The sequence below is a fragment of the Acidovorax sp. sic0104 genome (assembly GCF_019219095.1).
Classification (GTDB): Bacteria; Pseudomonadota; Gammaproteobacteria; order Burkholderiales; family Burkholderiaceae_C; genus Acidovorax.
Genome location: NZ_JAHUWH010000001.1, coordinates 831,820 through 855,248, shown reverse-complemented (window position 1 = coordinate 855,248; position 23,429 = coordinate 831,820). Strand labels below are relative to the sequence as shown.

The following is a 23,429-nucleotide window of genomic DNA, read 5'->3' as shown; positions in this document are numbered from 1 at the left end:
GGTTGGCTACTGCGCGGATCATCTGCGTCGTTGGGCGGTGCTCGGAACCCTCACGTACAGGAAGTACGTTCCGGTTCCTGTGCTCCGTCCGCCTAGCAGCTGATCCCGCTCGCTACGCCCTGGAGGGTGGGGGGGAAGGCAGGGGGAAGCGGGGCAGGATGATTTGGATGGTCTCATCCCGGCCCCGACCCGGACAGAGACCCCGACCCGCCCCCGCCCGTTCGGGCTGAGCCTGTCGAAGCCAGTCCACGAGTCCCCCCCGTTCGGGCTGAGCTTGTCGAAGCCAGTGCCCAGCCCTCAGCGATAGTTTCTTTCTCTTCAAGCCGGCGCAGATCGGTTTCGAAACAAGGAGACAGACATGAACAAGCAAACCTTGCAGGTCAACGCCGCAGTGTCTTTGGCGCTGCGAGTCTACGAACCCGAGGGCACTCAGCGCGCCAGTGTCGTGATCGGCGGGGCGATGGGGGTGCGGCAGTCGTTCTACGAAGGCTTTGCGCTGTGGTTGTCGCAGCAGGGGTTTCGGGTGACCACCTTCGACTACCGGGGGCACGGCGATTCGTTGCAGGGCGCGATGCGCGATGTGAAGGCGGATTTGTTCGATTGGGCCGAGGACTACGAGGCCGTGATCTCCGCCGCCAAGGCTGCATCGCCATCGCAGCCGCTGTACCTGCTGGGGCACAGCCTGGGCGCGCAGCTGCCGGGGCTGCTCAAGAAGCCCGAGCAGGTGGCGGGCCTGCTCAGTGTGGCGTCCGGCAGTGGCTACTGGCGCGACAACGCGCCGCAGCTCAAGCGCATCGTTCCGTATTTCTGGTGGGTGCTGGTGCCATTGGCCACGCGGCTGTGCGGGTACTTTCCAGGCCGCACGCTCAAGAAGGTGGGTGACCTGCCGGCAGGGGTGATCCTGCAGTGGCGGCGCTGGTGCCTTCATCCCGCATACAGCGTCGGTGCCGAGGGGCCAGCGGTGGCGCGCAGTTACGGTGCGGTGCGCTTTCCGGTGCTCGCGCTGTCGATGGCCGACGACGAGCTGATGACCCTTCGCGGCACGCACAACCTTGTCAACCTGTACGCCAACACCGAACGCCGTGTGGAGAGCATCACGCCGGCCGATGTGAAGGTGCGGCGCATCGGGCACTTCGGTTTCTTTCGAGACCAGTTCCGCCAGAGCCTGTGGCCGCGCGCCGCAGAGGCCCTGGCCGCCTTGGGACGTGCTGGCGTTGTGCCCGCAGTCACCGGTACGACCGCCGGAGCCGCCCATTGACGGCACACTCGCATCATCCAATCTATGACCACCTCCTCTTCATCCTCTTCCTCCCATCCGCTGGACGAAGCGCTGGCGCTGGCCCCTGCGGCTGCCTCCACATCTGCGCCCGCTGGCGTGGGGCAGTACGAAGGCACCACCCACGCGGGCTACTGGAACATGGTCGGTCCGTTCGGTGGCATCACGGCCGCCACGCTGCTGCAGGCCGTGATGCAGCACCCCGACCGCCTGGGTGACCCACTGTCGCTCACCGTGAACTATGCGGGCGCGCTGGCCGAAGGGCCATTCACCGTGCAAGCCACGCCCGTGCGCACCAACCGATCCACCCAGCACTGGACGTTGTCCATCCTGCAGGCCGGCGCCAATGGCGCCCCCGTGGTCACCACCACGGCAACGGCCGTTACTGCCGTGCGCCGCGAAACCTGGAGCGTGGGCGACGTGCCCATGCCCGAGGTGCCCCCGCCCGCGCAGCACAAGGCCATCGTGGCGCCCCCCGGTGCGGTCGAATGGCTCAACCGCTATGAGATGCGCCCCATCGCTGGCTTCATCCCGCGCACCTGGGACGGCAGTGGGGACCACAGCCTGACCCAGTTGTGGATGCGCGATGCGCCCCCGCGTGCCCTCGACTTCTGCGCACTGGCCGCGCTGGCCGATGTGTTCTTCCCCCGCGTATGGCTGCGCCGTGCGCGCCAGGTGCCTGCGGGTACTGTGTCCATCACCGTGTACTTTCATGCCACGGCCGAACAGCTGCAGGCCACCGGCACCGGCTTCCTGCTCGGCCAGGCGCGCGGGCAGGAGTTTCGCAACGGTTTCTTCGACCAGACCGTGCAGCTGTGGAATGAGGCTGGCACCATGCTGGCCACCAGCCACCAGATCGTTTACTACAAGGAATAAGAGCACCATGAGCACAGCGACCCCCGACATCCTCGCCCACACCGAATCCGGTGTGACCACCATCACCTTCAACCGCGTGGACAAGAAGAACTCCATCACGCGCGACATGTACGCCGCCATGGCGGACGCGCTGGACGCCGCCAAGGCCGACGCCAGCGTGCGCGTGGTGGTGTTCCAGGGCGACGTGGCGATCTTCAGCGCGGGCAATGACATCGGCGACTTTCTGCAGCAGCCCCCGGCCACGCAGGACTCGCCTGTGTTCCGTTTTCTGCGCGGCATTGCCACCTTCCCCAAGCCCGTGATCGCCTCGGTCTGCGGCCCGGCCGTGGGCATCGGCACGACCATGCTGTTCCATTGCGACCTGGTCTACGCGGGCGACAACGCGGCGTTCTCCATGCCGTTCGTCAACCTGGGCCTGTGCCCAGAGGCCGCATCGAGCCTGCTGGTGCCGCAGATGCTGGGGTATCACCGTGCGGCCGAAGCGCTGCTGCTGGGCGAGCCTTTCATGGCCGAGGCTGCGTTGGAAGTGGGGCTGGTGAACCGCGTGGTGCCGCCCACCGAGTGCAATGGCGTGGCGCAGGCCCAGGCGCGCAAGCTGGCGGCCAAGCCCTTGTCTTCGTTGATCGAGACGAAGCGATTGATGAAGGGTGGACAGACGGAGAAGGTGTTGGAGGTGATGGCGCAAGAGGGCGAGAGCTTTGGGCGCATGTTGCGTGAGCCGGCGGCGCGGGAGGCTTTCTCGGCATTCATGGAGAAGCGCAAGCCTGATTTCAGTGCAGTCTGAAGGGGTGATTTTCGGAACGGCCATTCTGTTTGATGGAGTCTGTCGGGGCCTGAGGGCCGCTTGCTTTTGACTTTCCGTGGCTGAGATCGTCGAAGCCTTTGCGTATTGCAACGCCTTGCCGTTTTGGCTGAACCTGTCGAAGTTGGGGTGTGTGACCTCCAATCGTTCGGGTTGAGCTTGTCGAAACCGGGGCGCTGCTTGCGGGCTCGCTGATTGGCGGTGTGCTTGTGTGGAGGGCGGGAGCCGGGAGTTCGCCCCGGCGGGCGAGGTACTTCTTCTTTGCTTCGCCAAAGAAAAGTACCCAAAAGAAAGGCGACCCCCAGTCTGCGACCCCGCCGCAGGCGCAGCCAACAGGGGGTGGACAGCCGAACAGCCGCACGGGCCATTGCTGCGCTCGGCCCCATCTCGCGGGCGCTTTGCGCCACGGGCTGCGCAGGCGGTGCTGGGCCTGTCGAAGTTGAGGCGCCTTGCTTCCCGCCCGTTTGGGTTGAGCTTGTCGAAACCTGGGTGCTGCTCGCGGGCTCGCTGATTGGGTGGTGTGCTTGTGTGGAGTGCGGGAGCCGGGGTGCGCGCTCGGCGGCGCGGTAACTTTCTTTCGCGTCGCCGAAAGAAAGTCACCAAAGAAAGGGCGACCCCCAGTCTGCGACCCCTTCGCTGCGCTGCGGGGCAACCTGCGTCGGGGCGGTTGCGGGGTGCGCCGCAGAACTCACTGCGCGCTACCGCGCTCCGTTCAGACAACTGCGGCGAGTCAGTGCACGAAGCATGCGCGCACTAGCGCGCATGCTCACCCCGCAACCGCCCCGCCGCAGGCGCAGCCAGCAGGGGGTGGACAGCCGAACATCCAAACAGCCACACGGGCCATCGCGTTGCTCGGCTCCCAAGACGCGGGCGCTTTGCACCGCGCGCTGCGCAGGCGGTGCTGGGCCTGTCGAAGTTGAGGCGTCTTGCCTCCCGCCCGGTCGGGTTGAGCTTGTCGAAACCTGGGTGCTGCTCGCGGGCTCGCTGATTGGCGGTGTGCCTGGTTCAAGGGCGGGAGCCGGGAGTTCGCCCCGGCGGGCGAGGTACTTCTTCTTTGCTTCGCCAAAGAAAAGTACCCAAAAGAAAGGCGACCCCCAGCCTGCGACCCCTTCGCTGCGCTACGGGGCAAACCTGCGTCGGGGCGGTTGCGGGGTGCGCCGCAGAACTCACTGCGCGCCTGCGGCGCTCCGCTCAGACAACTGCGGCGAGTCAGTACACGAAGCATGCGCGCTCCGACGCGCATGCTCACCCCGCAACCGCCCCGCCGCAGGCGCAGCCAGCAGGGGGTGGACAGCCGAACATCCAAACAGCCCTACGGGCCATCGCGTTGCTCGGCCCCATCTCGCGGGCGCAAGCGCCACGCGCTGCGCGGGCGGGGCCGAGCAACGCGATGGCCCGTGTGGCTGTTTGGCCCCCCATCCCTTCTGGATGCGCCTGGGGCGCGCAGGGGGCGGGGTGGGCGTGTGCCGCAGGACACACGCCTTCGTGCTCTGACTTGCCGCAGTTGTCTGAACGGAGCGCGCAGCGCGCAGTGAGTTCTGCGGCACACCCCGCGCCCGAGCACCCCAGGTCGCCCCGCAGCGCAGCGAAGGGGACGCAGACAGCAGGGTCGCCTTTTCTTTGGTGCCTTTCTTTTGGCGAAGCAAAAGAAAGACACTCGCCGCCGGGCGACTCCCGGCCTCCGCCCTTGAACCAGGCATGCTGCGCATCAGCGAGCCCGCGAGCGCGCCCCGGTTTCGACAAGCTCAGCCCGAACGGGCGGGGGTAAGGCGCCCCGGTTTCGACAAGCTCAACGCGAACGGATGCGCGAAGCACGTACCCAGGCTGCCCATCGCGATCAAAGATTATTTTTACAAAGCACTTGCTTGCTAAAAATAAGACGTTTTGCTATCGTGCCAGGCATGGAATCCCCCGCCCAGCGTACCCGCACATCCGCTCCTTCTCTGGCCCCCCCGCCAGCCCGCCAGCGCAAGGCTGCAACCTCGCCACCCCTCGCCGCCGGCGAGCAACCCCGCCGCCCCCGCGGCCGCCCCCGCAAGACCGCTGAAGAGCTGGACGACGGCAACCGCCGTCGCAAGCTCATGGACGCCGCCGCAAAACTGTTCCTGACCCAAGGCTTTGCAGCCACCAGCACGCGCGACATCGCTGCCGCCGTGGGCATGCACAGCGGCTCGCCCTTCTACCACTTCGAAAGCAAGAGCGCGCTGCTCTTTGCCGTCATGAACGAAGGCATGGCTGCCGCCGTGCAAAGCCAGCAGCAGGCCCTGGACACGCTGGCGCAAAGCCGGCCGGCGGCCACTGCGCACGAATGTTTGCGGGTGCTCATCCGCCATCATTTCGAGGTGTTGCTCGGGCCGCGCAGCGGGTTCATTCCGGTGATGCTGTACGAGTGGCGCTCGCTCACGCCCTCGCAGCGCAAGAGCATCGCGCGCGTGAAGGACACCTACGAGGCTGCCTGGATGCCCACGCTGCAGGCGTTGGCAACCCAGAAGGCGCTGCAGGCCGACCCTGCCGTCGCGCGGCTCTTCATCTTCGGAGCGCTCAACTGGGCCGTGCAGTGGTTCGCACCCAAAAAAGGCAAGTCGCTGAACGCGTTGACCGACGACGCTCTGGCACTGTTCATCCACACCAAGAACGTTTGACGCCGCCATGCACCGCTATCAGTCCATCTTTGCCCCTGGCCTGCTCGATGCCCAGGTCGTCATCGTCACGGGCGGCGGCTCGGGCATAGGCCGGTGTACGGCGCACGAGCTGGGGCGCCTGGGCGCGCACGCAGTGCTGGTCGGCCGCAAGCAGGAGAAGCTGCAGGCCGTTGCCGATGAGATCGCAGCGGATGGCGGCTCAGCGTCCTGGCACGCCTGCGACATCCGCTCCGAAGACGCGGTGGTGGTGCTGGTGCAGCAGGTGCTGGCCGCGCACGGGCGCATCGATGGCCTGGTGAACAACGCAGGCGGTCAGTTCATGTCGCCGCTCGAATCCATCAGTGCCAAGGGCTGGGAGGCGGTGCTGCACACCAACCTCACAGGCGGCTTCCTGGTTGCGCGCGAGTGCTACCGGCAGTGGATGGCGTCGAACGGCGGCTCAGTAGTCAACATCGTGGCCGACATGTGGGGCTCCATGCCGGGCATGGGCCACAGCGGCGCGGCCCGTGCGGGCATGGTCAGCTTCACCGAAACCGCCGCGCTCGAATGGGCCTGCAGCGGTGTGCGCGTGAACGCCGTGGCGCCGGGATACATCGCATCGAGCGGCATGGACAACTACCCGCCCGCCGCCGCGCACACGCTGCGCGCCATGCCCCAGACCGTGCCGCTGGGCCGCTTCGGCAACGAGGCCGAGGTGTCGGCGGCCATCGTCTTCTTGCTCAGCCCAGCCGCCAGCTTCATCAGCGGCAGCACGCTGCGCGTGGACGGCGCGCGGCCGCAGGTGCGCCTGGGCTGGCCGCTGCGCGTGCCCGATGCCGCCACGCAGCAGCGCGCTGCGGTGAAACCCTACGCGGGCTTTCACCGCGCTCAGGTGCCGCGTGTGTTTGCCGCGTCCGCAGCTCCGCAGAGAGGTGCATCCAAGGAGTCCGAGGAATGACCGCCGCCTTCGCTTCGCGCTTTCTCCCCGGCGCCCCCGATGCGCAAAAGCGCCGAGCTGCCCTGGCTGCGCGCCTAGATGCCCTGCGCGCTCTGGAAGACCGCGCTGCGGCCGCATCGGCCCGCTCGCTGCCCCAGTTCGACAAGCGCGGCCAGCTGCTGCCGCGCCAGCGCGTCGCACTGCTGCTGGACGCGGGCGCGCCCTGGCTGCCGCTGTGCACCCTGGCGGGCTACCTGCAGGATGTGAAGGACCCCGATAAGTCCGTGCCCGGCGGCGGGATGATCGCCGGTATCGGGTTTGTCAGCGGTGTGCGCTGCATGGTGGTGGCCAGCGACTCCGGCATCGAGGCGGGGGCCATCCAGCCCATGGGGCTGGAAAAGATACTCCGCGTGCAGGAGATCGCCCTGCGCGAGCGCCTGCCCTTCGTGCACCTGGTCGAGAGTGCGGGCGCCAACCTCATGCGCTACCGGGTCGAAGGCTTCGTGCACGGGGGCACCTTGTTCCGCAACCTCGCGCGGCTGTCGGCGGCAGGGATTCCGGTCATCACCGTGCAGCACGGTTCGGGCACGGCAGGCGGCGCCTACATGCCCGGGCTGTCGGACGTGGTCATCATGGTGCAGGGACGCTCGCGTGCTTTTCTGGCCGGGCCGCCGTTGCTCAAGGCCGCCACGGGCGAGGTCGCGACCGAAGAAGAACTGGGCGGCGCCGAGATGCACACCGCCGTCTCGGGCCTGGGCGAATACCTGGCGCTGGACGACCGCGAGGCCATCGGCATGGCACGCGACGTGATCGCGCAGACCGGCTGGGCCGCGGTGCCGCGCGATCCTGCACCTGCGCCTACACTGCCGGCTGACGACCTGCTGGCCCTGATGTCCGCAGACCTGCGACAGCCCGTGGACATGCGCGAGGTGATGGCGCGGCTGGTGGATGGGTCTGAGCTGCTCGAGTTCAAGGCCCGCTACGGCATGGCCACGCTCTGTGCGCAGGGCCGCATCGGTGGCCATGCCGTGGGCTTCATCAGCAACAACGGCCCCATCGACGTGGCGGGCGCCAACAAGGCCACGCACTTCATCCAGTGGATGTGCCAACTGGGCCACCCCATCATCTACCTGCAGAACACCACGGGCTACATGGTCGGCAAGGACAGCGAGCAGGGCGGCATGATCAAGCACGGCAGCAAGATGATCCAGGCCGTGACCAACGCCACCGTGCCGCAGATCACCATCCAGTGCGGCGCCAGCTTCGGCGCTGGCAACTACGGCATGTGCGGGCGGGGCTATGCGCCGCGCTTCCTGTTCAGCTGGCCGGGCGCCAAGACGGCCGTGATGGGCGGTGAGCAGGCGGCGCGCACGATGCAGATCGTGACCGAGGCGGCGCTGGCGCGCAAAGGCATCACGCCCGACCCCGCCGAATCGCAAGCCCAGTTCGACAAGATCGTCGCCATGTTCGAGGCCCAGGCCGATGCGTTCTACACCAGCGGCCTGTTGCTGGACGACGGCGTGATCGACCCGCGCGACACGCGCGCCGTGCTGGCCTTTTGCCTGGATACCTGCGCCGAGGCACAGGCCCGCACGCTGCGGCCCCTGAGCTTTGGCGTGGCACGGATGTAGGCGACGAGGGCGCAAGCACACAGACACACACCATGGCCGAACCTCTCAAATACCTGCTCAACGACACCGTACCACCGCGCATCGCGGCCATGGTGCGCCGTGCGTGGCGCAAGTTCGACACCACCGCGTTTCTGCAGCAGGTAGAGCCCGGCTACGAATCGCTGGAGCTGATGGCACGCGGCCAGCGCATTGCCCAGGCCCTGCAGGCACACCTGCCGCAGGAAGTGCCGCGCGCTCTGGGCGTGCTGGTCGATTCGATGGACCCGCCGATGGGCATCGATGCCGCCGGTGAGCCCGATGCGGGTGACCGCCCTTACAGCGCCTTTTTGTACCTGCCGCACAGCATCTACATCGGCACACACGGCCTGCCGCATTTCGACGCGGCCATGGCCGCGCAGCACGCACTCACGCAGCGCTTTACCTCCGAGTTCTGCATCCGCCCCTATCTGCTGCACCACCAGCAGGCGACGCTCGCGCGGCTGCGCGACTGGGCGCAAGACGGCAACGCGCACGTGCGCCGCCTGGTGAGCGAAGGCACGCGGCCCCGCCTGCCCTGGGCGCCGCGCCTGCCCGCGTTCCAGAATGACCCGCAGCTGGCCCTGCCACTGCTCGATGCGCTCAAGGATGATCCGTCGTCCTACGTGCGCCGCTCGGTGGCCAACCACCTGGGCGACATCGCCAAGGACCACCCCGACCTGGCCGTGGTCACTGCCCGCACCTGGCTGCAGGGCGCACCCGCCCCGCGCGAAGCCCTGGTGCGCCATGGCCTGCGCTTTCTCATCAAACGTGGCGACGCTGGCGCACTCGACGCCCTGGGCGTGGGCCATGCCGTGGCGCTGGACGTGCGGGCCGCCCGCGTGCTGCCAGCCCGCGCCCGCATCGGCGACAAGGTGCGCATCGAGGTCGAACTGCACAACCCCACACCCCAGCCCCAGCGCGTGCTGGCCGACCTCAAGGTGCACTACGTCAAGGCCCATGGCGGCGCGGCGCCCAAGGTGTTCAAGCTGCAGACGCTGGACATACCGCCCGGCGCCACCGTAGCGGTGGGCAAGACGCTGTCGCTGCAGCAGATGACCACGCGCACCCACTACCCCGGCGCGCACCAGGTAGAGCTGGTGCTCAACGGGCGCCCGCAGCCGCTCGGGCACTTTCAGCTTTCGTGATCGAGGTTTGCAGGCGACACAAACACAACGGCAGGAGACAGACACCATGCAGTTCACGCACGAACACCGCGAGATCCAGAAGACCTTGAAGCGCTTCATCGACGAAGAGATCAACCCCCATGTGGACGAGTGGGAGGCGGCCGAGATCTTTCCCGCGCACGAGGTCTTCAAGAAGATGGGCAACCTGGGTCTGCTGGGCCTGTGCAAGCCCGAGGAATACGGCGGCGCGGGGCTGGACTACTCGTACAGCCTGGCCATGGCTGAAACGTTGGGCCACATCCACTGCGGCGGCGTGCCCATGGCCATCGGCGTGCAGACCGACATGTGCACCCCGGCCCTGGCGCGCTATGGCAGCGAAGAACTCAAGCGCCAGTTTCTGGCGCCGGCCATCGCGGGCGACATGGTGGGCTGCATCGGCGTGAGCGAGCCAGCGGCGGGCAGCGATGTGTCGGGCATCAAAAGCGTGGCGCGCAAGGATGGTGACGACTACGTGATCACCGGCCAGAAGATGTGGATCACCAACAGCCTGCAGGCCGACTGGATGTGCATGCTGGTGAACACGGGCGAAGGCCCCGTGCACAAGAACAAAAGCCTGGTGATGGTGCCCCTGCGCGATGGCCCGGGCGGGAAGCTGACGAAGGGCGTCGAGGTGGCGCGAAAGATCCGCAAGATCGGCATGCACAGCAGCGACACGGGCCTGATCTATTTTGACGAGGTGCGCGTGCCGCAGCGTTACCGCATCGGTGCCGAAGGCCAGGGCTTCATCTACCAGATGCAGCAGTTCCAGGAAGAGCGCCTGTGGTGCGCCGCCAGCACGCTCGAATCGCTGAACCACTGCATCCAGTGGACCATCGACTATGCGCAGGAGCGCAAACTGTTTGGCAGCACGCTGGCCGACCAGCAGTGGGTGCAGTTCAAGCTGGCCGAGCTCAAGACCGAGGTGGAAGCGCTGCGCGCACTCACCTACCGCGCTTGCGACCTGTATGTGAACGGGCAGGACGTGCTGGAGCTGGCCAGCATGGCCAAGCTGAAGGCCGGCCGCCTGAACCGCGAGGTGCCCGACACCTGCCTGCAGTTCTGGGGCGGCATGGGCTTCACGCTGGAGAACAAGGTCTCGCGCATGTACCGCGACGGGCGGCTGGCGTCCATCGGCGGCGGTGCGGACGAAGTGATGCTGGGCATCCTCGCCAAGCTCATGGGCATTGCCAAGCGGCCCGTGCACTGACATGGCGGATTCGCTGCTGATCGAACGCGCGCCGCTGGCCAGCGGCAGCGTGGAAACCTGGACGCTCAACGACCCTGCCAGCCGCAATGCGCTGTCGGAAGCGATGGTGGACGGGTTGCTGGCCGCGTGCGAGCGCGCTGCGGCCGATGCCAGCCTGCGCGGCGTGGTGCTGCGCGGTGCGGGCGGGCACTTCTGCGCGGGCGGCAGCCTGGGCGGCTTTGCCAAGACCATCGGCCAACCCCTGTCTGCGGGCGAGGTTGACCCGTTGGTGCCGCTGAACCGCCGCTTTGGCACGCTGCTGCAGGCCCTGTGTGCGCTGCCGCAGTGGTTCATCGTGGCGGTGGAGGGCGCCGCGATGGGCGGTGGCTTTGGTCTGGTGTGCTGTGCCGACCACGTGCTGGCCCACACCAGCGCGCAATTCGCCACGCCTGAGGTCACGCTGGGCATCGTGCCTGCGCAGATTGCACCGTTTGTGGTGCGGCGCCTGGGCCCAGCGGCAGCGCGGGGGTGTTTGTTGACAGGCGTGCGCTGGGATGCCGCTACCGCCCAGCACTTGGGCCTGGTCGATGACCTGGTGGAGGGTGACATGAATGCCGCTTTGCAGGCAGCCATTGCACGCCACGCTGCCGCAGCGCCGCAGGCTGTGGCAGCCACCAAACGTTTGTTGCTGGCTCAGCCCGAAACGCCGTTGCCCGCGCTGCTGGACGACGCGGCCCTGGCTTTTGCGCAAGCGCTGCGTGGGCCTGAGGCGCCGCAAGGGCTGGCGGCATTTGCCGCGCGCAAGGCACCGCCGTGGAGCGCGAAGCTATGAAAAAGATCCTTGTAGCGAACCGATCAGAGATCGCCCGCCGCATCATCCACACCGCCCGCCGCATGGGCATCGAAACGGTCGCGGTCTATTCCGACCCCGATGCCAACGCTCTGCACGTACGCGAAGCCACTCAGGCCGTGGCCTTGGGCGGTGCCTCCAGCGCCGACACCTACCTGCGCACCGACAAACTGCTGGCCGCCGCCCGTGCCACCGGCGCAGATGCCGTGCACCCCGGCTATGGCTTCCTCAGCGAGAACGCCGACTTCGCCCAGGCCGTGGTCGATGCGGGCCTGACCTGGATCGGCCCCCCGCCCGCTGCCATCCGCGCGCTGGGCAGCAAGGCTGGGGCCAAGGCGCTGGCCCAGGCGCATGGCGTGCCCTGCCTGCCCGGTTATTCGGGCGACGACCAGAGCGACGAACGTTTTGCCGCGGAGGTAGCCCGCATCGGCACGCCCCTCATGGTCAAGGCCGTGGCGGGTGGGGGAGGGCGCGGCATGCGCCTGGTCACCGACCTGGCGCAGTTGCCTGCTGCCCTGGCCAGTGCGCGATCGGAGGCGCTGGCGGGTTTTGGCTGTGGCGACCTGCTCATCGAACGCGCACTGCTGCAGCCGCGCCATGTGGAGGTGCAGATCTTTGCCGACGCGCACGGCGCATGCATCCACCTGGGCGAGCGTGATTGCTCGGTGCAGCGCCGCCACCAGAAGATCATCGAAGAATCCCCCAGCCCCGCCGTGGACGCCGCACTGCGCGAACGCATGGGCGCCTGCGCCGTGGCGCTGGCCCAGGCCGCTGGCTATGTGGGTGCCGGAACCGTGGAGTTCTTGCTCGACGGCAGTGACTTGAGCGCCGCCGGGCCGCCCCAAGGCGCGAAGGCCCCCTCGGGGGGCAGCGAACCACGCGAAGCGGGGAGCGTGGGGGCCCAATTCTTCTTGATGGAGATGAACACCCGCCTGCAGGTGGAGCACCCGGTGACCGAAGCGCTCACGGGGCTGGACCTGGTGGAGTGGCAAATCCGCATGGCGCGGGGCGAGCCGCTGCCGCTCGCGCAAGACCAGGTGCAACTGCAAGGCCACGCCATCGAGGTGCGCTTGTGTGCCGAAGACGCACACTTTCGCCCCCACACCGGCCGTGTGCTGCAGTTCAGCGCGCCACCGGCTACCGCCTTTGAGCGGGCCGCGCCGGGGGCACTGCGCTTTGACCACGCGCTGGAAGAGGGGGCAGAGGTCACGCCTCACTACGACGCCATGCTGGGCAAGCTCATCGTGCACGCGCCTACCCGGGCCGAGGCCATTGCCGTGCTGGTGCGTGCGCTGCACGGCACCCGCGTGCTGGGCCTGCCGACCAACCGCGCGTTTTTGGCTGCCTGCTTGCAGCACCCGGTGTTTGCCAGTGGGCAGGCGCTGGTGCCGTTCTTGGCTGAACACGCCGCAGATGTGCAGGATTCACTATTAAAAAAGGAGCTGAAAGCGCTTATTCACTGCGCGGTAGAGGCCATTTTTGCTTCAAAAATGTCGTCTGAATTGCCCTGTGCGCTCGCCCGCCCGATGCGCCTGCGCCACCAGGGCCAGGTACATGCCGTAGCCGTGCGCGAGCTGGGCGGTGGGCGGCTGCAGGTAGAGCAGAGCGGGGCTGAGCCCACCGACTTCACGCTGCAACTGTCCCAGCATGGCGTGCATTACGCGGCTGTGGGACCGTTGCGCTGGCACTGGCAGTCGGGCGGTGTGGATGGCTGGGTGGAGGACGCATCGTGGGAGCCGGCAGCCCGCGCGGGCGCCGCTGGTGGCGCCACCGAGCTGCGCGCGCCCTTCAACGGCAAGGTCGTCGCGCTGCCCGTGGCTGTAGGCGAGGCGCTGGCGGCGGGCGACACGGTGGTAGTCATCGAATCCATGAAGCTCGAACACAGCCTGTCCAGCCCCGCAGCCGCCACCGTGGCCGAGCTGCTGGTGGCCCCCGGCCAGCAGGTGTCGCCCGGCCAGGTGCTGGCCCGCTTTGCACCTGCCACGCAAGGAGCGCCCGCATGACCGCCTCATCCGATGCCGCCCCTGTGAGCGACGAAGACCGCACCGCCCTCACCGACACCGTCACCCGCTTTGCCCGCACCGAGATCGCCCCGCATGTGGACGCGTGGGACGCTGCCGGTGAATTCCCCCGCAGCCTGTACCGCCGCGCGGCCGACCTGGGCCTGCTGGGCCTGGGCTACCCAGAGCAGTACGGCGGCACGCCTGCCAGCTACGCCTTGCGCCTGCCGCTGTGGCGCGCGCTCAGTCGCCACGGTGCCAGCGGCGGTGTGCTGGCCAGCCTGCTGTCGCACAACATCGGTTTGCCGCCCGTGCTGGCGCATGGCAGCGATGCTGTGCGTGCCGAGGTCATTCCACCGGTGCTGGCGGGCGAGCAGATTGCCGCACTGGCGATCACCGAACCCGGTGGCGGGTCCGACGTGGCCCAACTCAAGACCACAGCGCGGCGCGAGGGTGATGACTACATCGTCAACGGCGAAAAGGTGTTCATCACTTCCGGCATGCGCGCGGACTGGATTACCGTGGCCGTCCGCACCGGTGATGCCGGCAGCAAGGGCTCTGGCGGCATCTCCATGCTGCTCATCCCCGGCCACAGTGCAGGCCTGTCGCGCAGCAAGCTCGACAAGATGGGCTGGCTGTGCTCCGACACCGCCCATCTGCGCTTTGACAACGTGCGCGTGCCCGCCCGCTACCTGCTTGGCGAAGAGGGCGCGGGCTTTCGCATCATCATGGCCAACTTCAACGGTGAGCGCTTTGGCCTGGCCGCATCGGCCCTGGGCTTTGCCGAGGCCTGCTACGACGAGGCCCTGGCCTGGGCCCGCCAGCGCAAGACCTTTGGCGCCGCGCTGGTGGAGCACCAGGTCATCCGCCACAAGCTGGTGGACATGCAGATGCGCATCCAGTCCACCGCCGCGTGGTGCGAGTCCGTGGCCGCGCAGGCCGACGCGGGGCGCACCGGCCCCGATTGGGTCGCGCAGGTGTGCATGTTGAAGAACCACGCCACCCAAACCATGCAGTTCTGTGCCGACCAGGCCGTGCAGATCCTGGGCGGCATGGGCTTCATGCGCGGCGCCGTCAGCGAGCGCATCTACCGCGAGGTCAAGGTCATGATGATCGGCGGCGGTGCGGAAGAAATCATGAAAGACCTTGCTGCGAAACAGCTCGGCATTTGAATGAAGGAGACAGGCCCCATGCACAGCACCGACCACAGCAACAAAGCCATCATCACCTGCTCCATCACCGGCGTGCTGACGGACCCCGGCCAGCACCACGTGCCCGTCACGCCCGAGCAACTGGCCAAAGAAGCCCGCCGCGCCTACGACGCAGGCGCCGCCGTGGTCCACGTGCACTTTCGCAACCAGGAGCCCGGCAAAGGCCACCTGCCCAGCTGGGACCCGCAGGTGGCGCGCGACTGCGTGCAAGCCATGCGCGAGGCCTGCCCGGGTTTGATCATCAACCAGACCACCGGCGTGGTCGGCCCCAATTACCAAGGCCCGCTCGACTGCCTGCGCGCCACCCGCCCCGAGATGGCCGCATGCAACGCCGGCTCGCTCAACTACCTGAAGGTGCGCAGCAACGGCACCTGGGCCTGGCCGCCCATGCTGTTCGACAACCAGCCCGCCAAGGTCAAGGACTTTATCGACGTGATGCTGGAGACCGGCACGCTGCCCGAGTTTGAATGCTTTGACGTGGGCATCGTGCGCTGCGTGGAGATGTATGTGCAGACCGGCATGTACACCGAGCGCCTGCCCGAATACAACTTTGTGATGGGCGTTGAGTCCGGCATGCCTGCGGACCCGGACCTGCTGCCCATTTTGCTCAAGCTCAAGATCAAGGACGCCCCCTGGCAAGCCACCGTCATCGGCCGCAGCGAGATCTGGCCCGTGCACCAGCGCGTGGCCGAGCTGGGTGGGCACCTGCGCACGGGGCTGGAGGACACGTTCTATCTGCCGGATGGGACCAAGGCGGATTCGAACGGGCCGTTGATTGAGCAGTTGACACGGTATGCAAGGAATGCGGGGCGGGAGGTGGCGTCGCCGCAGGAGGCGCGGGGGATGTTGGGGTTGAAGGCTGCTGACGTGGCGTAACTAATGCGGGACGCTCGGTCACTGAATCTCCATCCTTGCAAATTGATCGCCCGATGATCAATTTGCAAGAGATAAAACAGTGCGCTCGTCATCCTGGTGGTTTGAATCTCCTCGTCGTGTACGAACCGGGTCGGTAAATGGCCTTATCTCGCATCATTTGAAACGTTGTGTGTGGCCACAACTTGGACAAGTCACAACAGCAAGGGAGTCTGGGTCCGCGAACCCTGCAAAGAGATTCCTTGTCGCGCGAAAAATTTCTTCGCATTTTTTGCATTCGACAAGCTTTGTCCCGCTGATTGACGACAGCGCGCCCAGAAAATCGGTTTGCTGCACGTGGACGGTCTTGATGCTCGTTCCGGTCTTTGCCTCAGGTTTTCGGAGGACTGCAGCATGAATCTCGCTGAGTAACTGATCACGACTATTTATGAAGCTAACTTGCTCTTCCCTTGTCATCTCAATCTGAAGGAATTCGAGTCTCAAGCCATAGCCATTCGGCGAATCCAGGCAGGAGGCAATCCGTTCAAGGTGGTAAATGTCCACCCAACGATTCGCCGCTTTATCCTCCAGCTTTGCTCGTTCAGATAGTGTCAGTTCCTGATTGGTGAAGAACGCGAACCCAGCAGAACCGGATGCCTCAGTTTTTGCGAAGTCACTTTTAAACTTCTCATAGATTTCCGAGAAGTCCTTCTTGCCCCTCGGGAAGTAGATCCCAACGACCCAAGATTCGCCGTCGCGTTTGCAAATGATGTCTTTTCCACCATCACGTCCTCCAAGTGGGTGCGATGGATCGATTGCTTCATATCCTTCTGTGGCCAAAATTCGCGCGACTAGCCGTTCGGAGTCGGTTTGCCCACGATCCCATTCGAGCAATCGATGCCACGTTTCTCTTCCTGCAGGTCTTCGCATATCGGTTTGATGATTCAGTTTGAACAGCTGCAGTTGTAAGCGCTTTTGCGGCCATGTTCGCTGTCTATTTCTTCTCGCCTGCCCATGCCGACAGTTGCTAGTAGTTTGGTTGATGCTGACGCAGTACTTCAAGCATGGGCGAGTTGACTTTGAATCCCTCCCCATGTTTCGCCAGTAGTTCATCCGCCTGCTGCAAGAACGCCTCAACACCCATCCCATAAATAAACTGCATCGCCCCCCCCGTCCACGCCGGAAACCCAATCCCAAAAATCGACCCGATGTTCGCGTCATGCACACTGGTCAACACGCCCTCGGCCAGGCAGCGCGCGGTCTCGACGGCCTGGCGGTAGAGCAAACGGTCCTGGATCTCCTGCACGCTCCATTCCACGCCAGGCTTTTCGAACAGCGTTTTCAGCTCCGGCCACAGGTGCTTCTTGGCGCCTGCGGGGTAGTCGTAAAAGCCGCCGCCACCGGCGCGACCGGGGCGCTTCAGTTCCTTGACCATACGCTCCACCAGCAGCTCGCCGGGTGTGGCGGTGTAGGTTTTGCCTTCGGCCGCGTAGTCGGCGCGGGTCTGGTCCAGCACGTGCACGCTCAGGGTCAGCGCGGTTTCATCCAGCACGGCCAGCGGGCCCACGGGCAGGCCGGCCTGCATGGCGGCGTTTTCAATCGCAGCGGCGGGGATGCCTTCGCCCAGCATGGCGGCGCCTTCCATCACAAAGGTGCCGAAGGTGCGGCTGGTGTAGAAGCCGCGCGCGTCGTTGACCACGATGGGCACCTTGCCCAGGGCCTGCACGTAGTCGAACGCGCGTGCCACGGTTTCGTCATCGGTCTGCTTGCCCCGGATGATCTCCACCAGCTTCATCTTGTCCACGGGGCTGAAGAAGTGGATGCCGACAAACTTCTCGGGCCGGCTGCTGGCCGTGGCCAGGCCACTGATGGGCAGGGTGGAGGTGTTGCTGGCAAAGAAACCGCCAGGTGCCAGTTGCGGCTCGGCCTCCTGCGTGACCTGGGCCTTGAGGTCGCGGCTTTCGAACACGGCTTCGATGATGAGGTCGCAGCCCGCCAGGTCGGCCGCGCTGGCGGTGGGCGTGATGCGAGAGAGCAGCGCCTGCTGCGCCTCGGGCGTCATGCGGCCCTTGTCCACGCGGGCCTGGGTGAGCTTGGTGCTGTAGGCCTTGCCGGACTCGGCCTTTTCCGCGCTCACGTCCTTGAGCACGGTGGCGATGCCTTTGCTGGCTTGGGCCCAGGCGATACCCGCGCCCATCATGCCGGCGCCCAGGATGCCGACCTTTTGTGGCTTGTAGCGTGGGGCCGAGCCGGGGCGCGACTTACCGCTCTTGATCGCGTTCATGTCGAAGAAGAACGTGTTGATCATGTTGCGCGCCACGGGGCCGGTCATCAGGCGGGCGAGGTAGCGGCTTTCGATGCGCAGGGCGGTGTCGTAGTCCACCATCGCCCCTTCGACCATGGCGGCCAGCGCGGCCTCGGGCGCGGGGTAGCGGCCACGCGTGGTCTTCTTGAGCATGGCGGGCGCCACGGTGAGGGCGCCAGCAATCTTGGGGTTGGCGGGTGTGCCGCCGGGCATTTTGTAGTTCTTGTCGTCCCACGGCTGCACGGCGTGCGGGTGGGTGGCGATGTGGGAGAGGGCTGCGGGCAGCAACTGTTCGCGCGTGGCGACCAGCTCGTGCACCAGCTGCAGATCCAGCGCCTCGGCGGGGTTGAAGAGCTTGCCTTCCAGCACGTAGGGCTGTGCGCCCATCAGGCCCAGCAGGCGCGTCATCTTGGTCACGCCGGTGGCGCCGGGCATCAGGCCCAGGGTGACTTCGGGCAAGCCGAACTGGATCTTGGGGTCGGCCACGGCGATGCGGTAGTGGGCCACCAGGGCGACTTCCCAGCCGCCGCCCAGTGCGGCGCCATTCAGACAGGCCACCACGGGGATGCCCAGGGTTTCGAGCGTGCGGAAGTGCGCTTTCATGCGCTCGATCTCACCAAACGCGCTGGGCGCATCGGCGGGCGTGAGGCGCATGGTGGCCTTGAGGTCGGCGCCCGCAAAGAAGCTGGTCTTGGCGGATGCGAGCACGATGCCTTTGAGCGCGGCGCCCAGGCGCTCCCGGTCTGCCACCACCTGGGCGGTGACCTCGCCCAGCTCTTGCTGCCACTGGCGGCACATGGTGTTGACGGGGGAGTTGGCTTCGTCAAACGTGATGACGGCGACCTGGCCTTCGGTGCCCTGGGCGGGGATGAGTTCGTAGCGGATGGTTTGCATGTCGTTGTCTCCTTCCCAGTCAATCAGATTCGCTCGACGATGGTGGCAATGCCCATGCCGCCGCCCACGCACAGCGTGGCCAGGCCATAGCGCTGGCCCCGGCGGTGCAGCTCGTCAATCAGGGTGCCGAGGATCATGGCGCCCGTCGCCCCCAGCGGGTGGCCCATGGCGATGGCGCCGCCGTTCACGTTGACCTTATCGTGGGGCACGCCCAGCTCGCGCATGAAGCGCATGGGCACGGCGGCGAAGGCCTCGTTCACTTCGAACAAGTCGATCTGGTCGATGGCCATGCCGGCACGGGCCAGCGCCTTTTTGGCGGCCGGCACGGGGCCGGTGAGCATGATGGTGGGGTCGGCGCCGCTGAGCGCCGTGGCCACGATGCGTGCGCGGGGCGTCAGGCCGTGGGCCTTGGCGGCGGCCTCGTTGCCGATCAGCACGGCGGCGGCGCCGTCCACGATGCCCGACGAGTTGCCCGCGTGGTGCACGTGGTGGATGCGCTCCACCTGCGGGTAGCGATGCAGCGCCACGGCGTCAAAGCCCATGCCGCCCAGTTGCTCGAACGAGGGCTTGAGCGCGCCCAGGCCTTCGAGGGTTGTCTTGGGCTTGATGAACTCGTCCTCGGCCAGGATGGTCTGGCCGATGAAGTCGCGCACCGGTACGACAGACTTCTTGAAGTAGCCCGCCGCGCGCGCAGCGGTGGCGCGGCGCTGGGATTCGAGCGCGAAGGCGTCCACATCGGCGCGGCTGTAGCCGTCCAGCGTGGCGATCAGGTCGGCACCGATACCCTGGGGCACGAACAGCGTTTCCGAATTGGTGGCGGGGTCTTGCGCCCAGGCGCCGCCGTCGGAGCCGATGGGCACGCGGCTCATGCTTTCCACGCCGCCTGCCACGACCAGGTCCTCCCAGCCGCTCCTCACCTTTTGCGCGGCCAGGTTGACGGCTTCGAGACCGGATGCGCAAAAGCGGTTGACCTGCACGCCCGCACAGCGAAAGTCCCACCCGGCCTTGAGCGCGGCCACCTTCGGTAAAACCGAGCCTTGCTCGCCCACGGGCGAGACGATGCCCATGACCACATCGTCCACCGCCGCCGTGTCGAAGCGGTGGCGCGCCTGCAACTCGGTGAGCAGGCCCGTGAGCAGGTCGATGGGCTTGACCTCGTGCAGGGTTCCGTCCTTCTTTCCCTTGCCGCGCGGGGTGCGCAGCGCATCGAATACATAGGCTTCGGTCATGATGATGGGTCTCCGGTGGTCTTCAAAACAAGGCAGGGCCGGTGCTGGGACCCTGGTGTTGGCACAGGTGGCTCGCGCCACGACGGCACACTTTCTGACGTGGGCGCACTCGTTTTTGCACTATCTTTCTGCAGTCGCTATCTAAATTTCTGGCTATGAAGACAAATACATCCTCTGCCGTGCAGCGTTTGGTTCGCGGCGCCATCGAGTACGACGACACGCGCGACGGGTTCGCACTGGAACACCATGTGGTGCTGGCCGCCTCCAGCGCGCTGGCGGTGGCAGCATTCATGGCGCCGTCGCGCAGCGCGGCGGCCATCCGGGGCATCGGGGCGGGGCTGCTGCTGATGCGCGCGCTCAGTGGCAGCCAGGGCGTGCGTTCCTGGTTGAGCGTCACCGACCGCCGCCCCGGTGCGCCGCTGAGCCCCGAGGAAGCCCGCGCCGCCTGGTATCTGTGAGGGCGTTCGATGCGCACGGATCCCCATCTGGCTTCGAACCAAAAAAGCCGATCACGCTGAGCCTGTTGAAGCGCCGCGCGGGGCTTCGACAAGCTCAGCCTGAACGGTAGGGGATGACTGAATACGAGGCCGGGGGAGCCACGGTTTGGGCGGGGCTGGTTCACGTTTGTCTTGCGTGTTGTGTCATTTGCCCAGGCCCATGCCGCGCGCGATCACTTCCTTCATGATCTCGTTGGTGCCGCCGTAGATCCGCTGCACGCGTGCATCGGCATAGGCCCGGGTGATGGGGTATTCCCACATGTAGCCGTAGCCGCCAAAGAGCTGTACGCATTCGTCCATCACCTTGCACTGCAGGTCGGTGGTCCAGTATTTGGCCATGCTGGCGGTCTGGGTGTCGAGCTCGTCACGCGCGATCAGCTCGCAGCATTTGTCGACGAACACGCGGGCCACCTGCACCTGGGTCTGCAATTCGGCCAGAGTGTGGCGCGTGTTCTGGAAAGAGGCCACGCTCTGGCCGAAAACCTTGCGCTCTTTCACGTAGTCCACCGTCCAGTCGATGGCAGCCTGGGCGGACGCCACGGCGGTGATGGCGATTTGCAGGCGCTCCCAGGGCAGCTGCTCCATCAGGCAGATGAAGCCGCGCCCTTCCATGGCGGGGCCGCCCAGCAGGTTGGCCGCCGGCACCTTCACGTCCGTGAAGAACAGCTCGGAGGTGTCTTGCGCCTTCATGCCCATTTTCTTGAGGCGCTGGCCCTTCTCAAAGCCGGGCATGCCGCGTTCCACCAGGAACAGGCTGGTGCCTTTGGCTCCAGCGGCGGGGTCGGTCTTGGCGACAACGATCACCAGGTCGGCGTGCCAGCCGTTGGTGATGAAGGTCTTGCTGCCGTTGAGCACATAGTGCGATCCGTCGGCGCTCCGGATGGCGGTGGTCTTGATGCCCTGCAGGTCGCTGCCGGCGGCGGGCTCGCTCATGGCGATGGCGCCCACCATCGCGCCACTGGCCATCTGCGGCAGGTAACGGCGCTTTTGCTCTTCGGTGCCGTAGTGCAGGATGTACGGTGCCACGATCTCGCTGTGCAGGCCAAAGCCGATGCCCGTTGTGCCCGCGCGCGCCAGCTCTTCCATCTGCGCCACGGAGTAGAGCTTGTCGGCTCCGGCACCGCCGTATTCCTCCGGCAGGCTCATGCACAGGAAACCGTTGGCGCCCGCCTGGCTCCACACCTCGCGGGCCACGTAGCCCTGGTCTTCCCATTCGGCATGGTGGGGAAGGACCTCCTTGTCGATGAAGCGGCGGAAGCTGTCGGCAAACGCCTGGTGGTCGGGCTGGAAGAGGGTGCGTTCGATCATGGTGGCGATGATCCTATTTATGCAAAGTTACTGCTTGGTTAAATTAATTCTGCCACCGACCGGGCCGGAGCGCATCCCCCCCGGTGCGTTCACCAATGCAAAAGCCGCCCGGAGGCGGCTTGCGAGTCGTGCTCGGCTTGACCACAACCCGTTCGGGCTGAGCTTGTCGAAGCCTTGCTCGGCGCTTCGACAGGCTCAGCGTGAACGGGTTGTGGCTTGGCGTTAGCGGGAGTGCCTTGGCTTCGACAAGCTCAGCCCGAACGGATGGGGGTGGAGCAGCTGTGAATGGAAGTTTGCAGGTCCTGGCGGCTCAGGGCTTCACATAGTCCGACACCACCTTCCACTTGCCGTCGGTGATCTGCGACAGGCGCGAGAGGTCGCTGCCCAGGCGCTTTTGCGGGCCGTACGATGCCTCGGCGCTGCCGAACATGTCGGGCGGGATCACCATGGTGTCCATGGCCTTGATGAAGCTGTCGGTGCTCAGGTTGGTTCCGGCCTTTTGCGCGGCCTTGATGAAGGCGTCCACCGCGCCGTAGCCGTAGACCGAGAACACCGTCGGGTCCTCGTTGAACTTGGTCTTGTACTTGTTGGCCCAGAAGCGGATGGGCTGGCTGGCTTCGTCGAGGTAGGGGTGCTGCACCGTCATGGTGGCGTACAGGCCGTCCATGGGCTTGCCGCCCAGCTTGTGGATGAGGTCGGTGTACGCGGCGCTCGAGCCCAGGAAGGTCGGGTTGAAGCCGGTCTTGCGCGCCTCGCCGATGGTGCCGATGGTCTCGCGGATGATGGTGCCCAGGATCACGAAGTCGCATTCCGACGACTTCATCTTGGCGACCTGCGAGGAGAAGTCGGTGGCGCCGCGCTTGTACGAGGTCTTCTCGGCGAACTCCATGCCGATGGACTTGAGCGCCGCCTCACCGCCGCGCATCACCTCCAGCCCGAACTCATCGTCCTGGTAGATGGTGCAGACCTTCTTGGCGCCCTTTTCCTTGATGAGCTTGGGCGCGGCCAGGCGGATCTGGTCGTAGTAGGTGGCGGCGAAGGAGTACTTGAGCTTGTGGAAGGGCTCGTACATCTCGCGCGCGGCCGTCACTGGGAAGAAGTTGATCACGTTCTTGCTGAACTGCACGGGCATGGCCGCCAGGTTCTGCGCCGTGCCGATGTGCGCGATCATCATGAAGATCTTGTCCTGGTTCACGAGCTTCTGCGCTGCCAGCACGGCCTTCTTGGGGTCGTAGCCGGAGTCTTCGACCTTGAGGTCGAGCTTTCGTCCGTTCACGCCGCCCTGTTCGTTGGCTTCGTCCACGCGCAGCATCATCCCCAGGCGCACCTGTTTGCCGAAGCCCGCCAGCGGGCCGGACAGGTCCTGGATGGAGCCCAGCGTGATGGTGTCCTTGCTCACGCCCTGACTGGCCTGCGCATGCGCGCCGCCGGTGGCCAGGGCCATGGCAGCGAGGGCTGCGATGGAATGAAGTCTCATGGCACGTCTCCTTCGGTTGGATCGAACACGATCGCTCGTTATAGAACGATGCCCGGGGTGGGGCACCAGCACTTTCCCTATCTGGAGCGGGCCTGGGTGGCGATGCGCCCTGGCTTCGACAGGCTCAGCCCGAACGGTCGGGGGTGTGCTCGCAAGCGCACCGCCGCATTCCCGATGCCTCCCACATGTCCCGTTCCGCCTGAGCTTGTCGAAGGCCCGGAGGCCGGGGGCCCGCTGCGCAATGGGCCCAGGCTTCGACAAGCTCAGCCCGAACGGTGGGGGGATTGCACGGTCTT

18 protein-coding genes are annotated in these 23,429 nt (G+C 66.1%); 13 read left to right on the top strand and 5 right to left on the bottom strand.

The annotated features are described in order from the left end of the window. Positions 1–358: 358 nt before the first annotated feature. From KW835_RS03890 to KW835_RS03835, 12 genes are all read left to right on the top strand, one after another. Positions 359–1,258, top strand: coding sequence for an alpha/beta fold hydrolase (locus tag KW835_RS03890; RefSeq protein WP_218380943.1), 900 nt, complete (start codon positions 359–361; stop codon positions 1,256–1,258). Between the two features lie 24 nt (positions 1,259–1,282). After that, entirely contained in the window at positions 1,283–2,152 is an 870-nt protein-coding gene (locus tag KW835_RS03885; RefSeq protein WP_218380942.1) for an acyl-CoA thioesterase II, read from the top strand. A 7-nt stretch (positions 2,153–2,159) separates the two neighbouring features. Continuing rightward, the gene (locus tag KW835_RS03880) at positions 2,160–2,936 is read left to right on the top strand and encodes an enoyl-CoA hydratase (RefSeq protein ID WP_218380941.1); all 777 of its coding nucleotides are present in this window, start codon (positions 2,160–2,162) and stop codon (positions 2,934–2,936) included. Positions 2,937–4,855: 1,919 nt separating this feature from the next. After that, complete coding sequence (locus KW835_RS03875) at positions 4,856–5,596, top strand: TetR/AcrR family transcriptional regulator (protein ID WP_218380940.1); 741 nt, start codon at positions 4,856–4,858, stop codon at positions 5,594–5,596. A gap of 7 nt (positions 5,597–5,603) precedes the next feature. Further along, positions 5,604–6,533 carry an SDR family oxidoreductase gene (locus KW835_RS03870; RefSeq protein ID WP_218380939.1) on the top strand — a complete coding sequence of 310 codons (930 nt, stop codon included), beginning with the start codon at positions 5,604–5,606 and terminating at the stop codon, positions 6,531–6,533. Beyond that, a complete protein-coding gene (locus KW835_RS03865) occupies positions 6,530–8,143 on the top strand; it encodes an acyl-CoA carboxylase subunit beta (RefSeq protein WP_218380938.1) in 1,614 nt (537 codons plus the stop codon). The genes KW835_RS03870 and KW835_RS03865 overlap by 4 nt, the downstream gene beginning before the upstream one ends. A 32-nt stretch (positions 8,144–8,175) precedes the next feature. After that, the gene (locus KW835_RS03860; RefSeq protein ID WP_218380937.1) at positions 8,176–9,306 is read left to right on the top strand and encodes a DNA alkylation repair protein; all 1,131 of its coding nucleotides are present in this window, start codon (positions 8,176–8,178) and stop codon (positions 9,304–9,306) included. Positions 9,307–9,352: 46 nt separating this feature from the next. After that, positions 9,353–10,531: an acyl-CoA dehydrogenase family protein gene (locus tag KW835_RS03855; protein ID WP_218380936.1), complete on the top strand. Its 1,179-nt coding sequence runs from the start codon at positions 9,353–9,355 to the stop codon at positions 10,529–10,531. A 1-nt stretch (position 10,532) separates the two neighbouring features. Beyond that, complete coding sequence (locus KW835_RS03850; RefSeq protein WP_218380935.1) at positions 10,533–11,342, top strand: enoyl-CoA hydratase/isomerase family protein; 810 nt, start codon at positions 10,533–10,535, stop codon at positions 11,340–11,342. Then, complete coding sequence (locus KW835_RS03845) at positions 11,339–13,363, top strand: biotin carboxylase N-terminal domain-containing protein (RefSeq protein ID WP_218380934.1); 2,025 nt, start codon at positions 11,339–11,341, stop codon at positions 13,361–13,363. The genes KW835_RS03850 and KW835_RS03845 overlap by 4 nt, the downstream gene beginning before the upstream one ends. Beyond that, on the top strand, positions 13,360–14,532 hold the full coding sequence (locus KW835_RS03840; protein ID WP_218380933.1) for an acyl-CoA dehydrogenase family protein: 1,173 nt from the start codon (positions 13,360–13,362) through the stop codon (positions 14,530–14,532). Before KW835_RS03845 ends, KW835_RS03840 begins: the two co-directional genes overlap by 4 nt. Before the next feature lie 18 nt (positions 14,533–14,550). Further along, a complete protein-coding gene (locus KW835_RS03835) occupies positions 14,551–15,447 on the top strand; it encodes a 3-keto-5-aminohexanoate cleavage protein (protein ID WP_255593220.1) in 897 nt (298 codons plus the stop codon). A gap of 153 nt (positions 15,448–15,600) precedes the next feature. On the opposite strand, the gene KW835_RS03830 is transcribed toward KW835_RS03835, so the two are convergent. From KW835_RS03830 to KW835_RS03820, 3 genes are all read right to left on the bottom strand, one after another. After that, the gene (locus KW835_RS03830; RefSeq protein ID WP_218380931.1) at positions 15,601–16,353 is read right to left on the bottom strand and encodes a hypothetical protein; all 753 of its coding nucleotides are present in this window, start codon (positions 16,351–16,353) and stop codon (positions 15,601–15,603) included. A 97-nt stretch (positions 16,354–16,450) separates the two neighbouring features. Next, positions 16,451–18,622 (bottom strand): 3-hydroxyacyl-CoA dehydrogenase NAD-binding domain-containing protein, encoded by a 2,172-nt coding sequence (locus tag KW835_RS03825; RefSeq protein ID WP_218380930.1) that lies wholly within the window; start codon positions 18,620–18,622, stop codon positions 16,451–16,453. Positions 18,623–18,645: 23 nt separating this feature from the next. Beyond that, positions 18,646–19,851: an acetyl-CoA C-acetyltransferase gene (locus tag KW835_RS03820; protein WP_218380929.1), complete on the bottom strand. Its 1,206-nt coding sequence runs from the start codon at positions 19,849–19,851 to the stop codon at positions 18,646–18,648. A 155-nt stretch (positions 19,852–20,006) separates the two neighbouring features. Between KW835_RS03820 and KW835_RS03815 the strand changes: the two genes are divergently transcribed. Further along, positions 20,007–20,309 (top strand): hypothetical protein, encoded by a 303-nt coding sequence (locus tag KW835_RS03815; protein ID WP_255593219.1) that lies wholly within the window; start codon positions 20,007–20,009, stop codon positions 20,307–20,309. A gap of 183 nt (positions 20,310–20,492) precedes the next feature. On the opposite strand, the gene KW835_RS03810 is transcribed toward KW835_RS03815, so the two are convergent. After that, positions 20,493–21,656 carry an acyl-CoA dehydrogenase family protein gene (locus KW835_RS03810; protein ID WP_218380928.1) on the bottom strand — a complete coding sequence of 388 codons (1,164 nt, stop codon included), beginning with the start codon at positions 21,654–21,656 and terminating at the stop codon, positions 20,493–20,495. A gap of 310 nt (positions 21,657–21,966) precedes the next feature. After that, positions 21,967–23,133: an ABC transporter substrate-binding protein gene (locus KW835_RS03805; RefSeq protein WP_218380927.1), complete on the bottom strand. Its 1,167-nt coding sequence runs from the start codon at positions 23,131–23,133 to the stop codon at positions 21,967–21,969. Positions 23,134–23,429 lie beyond the last annotated feature (296 nt).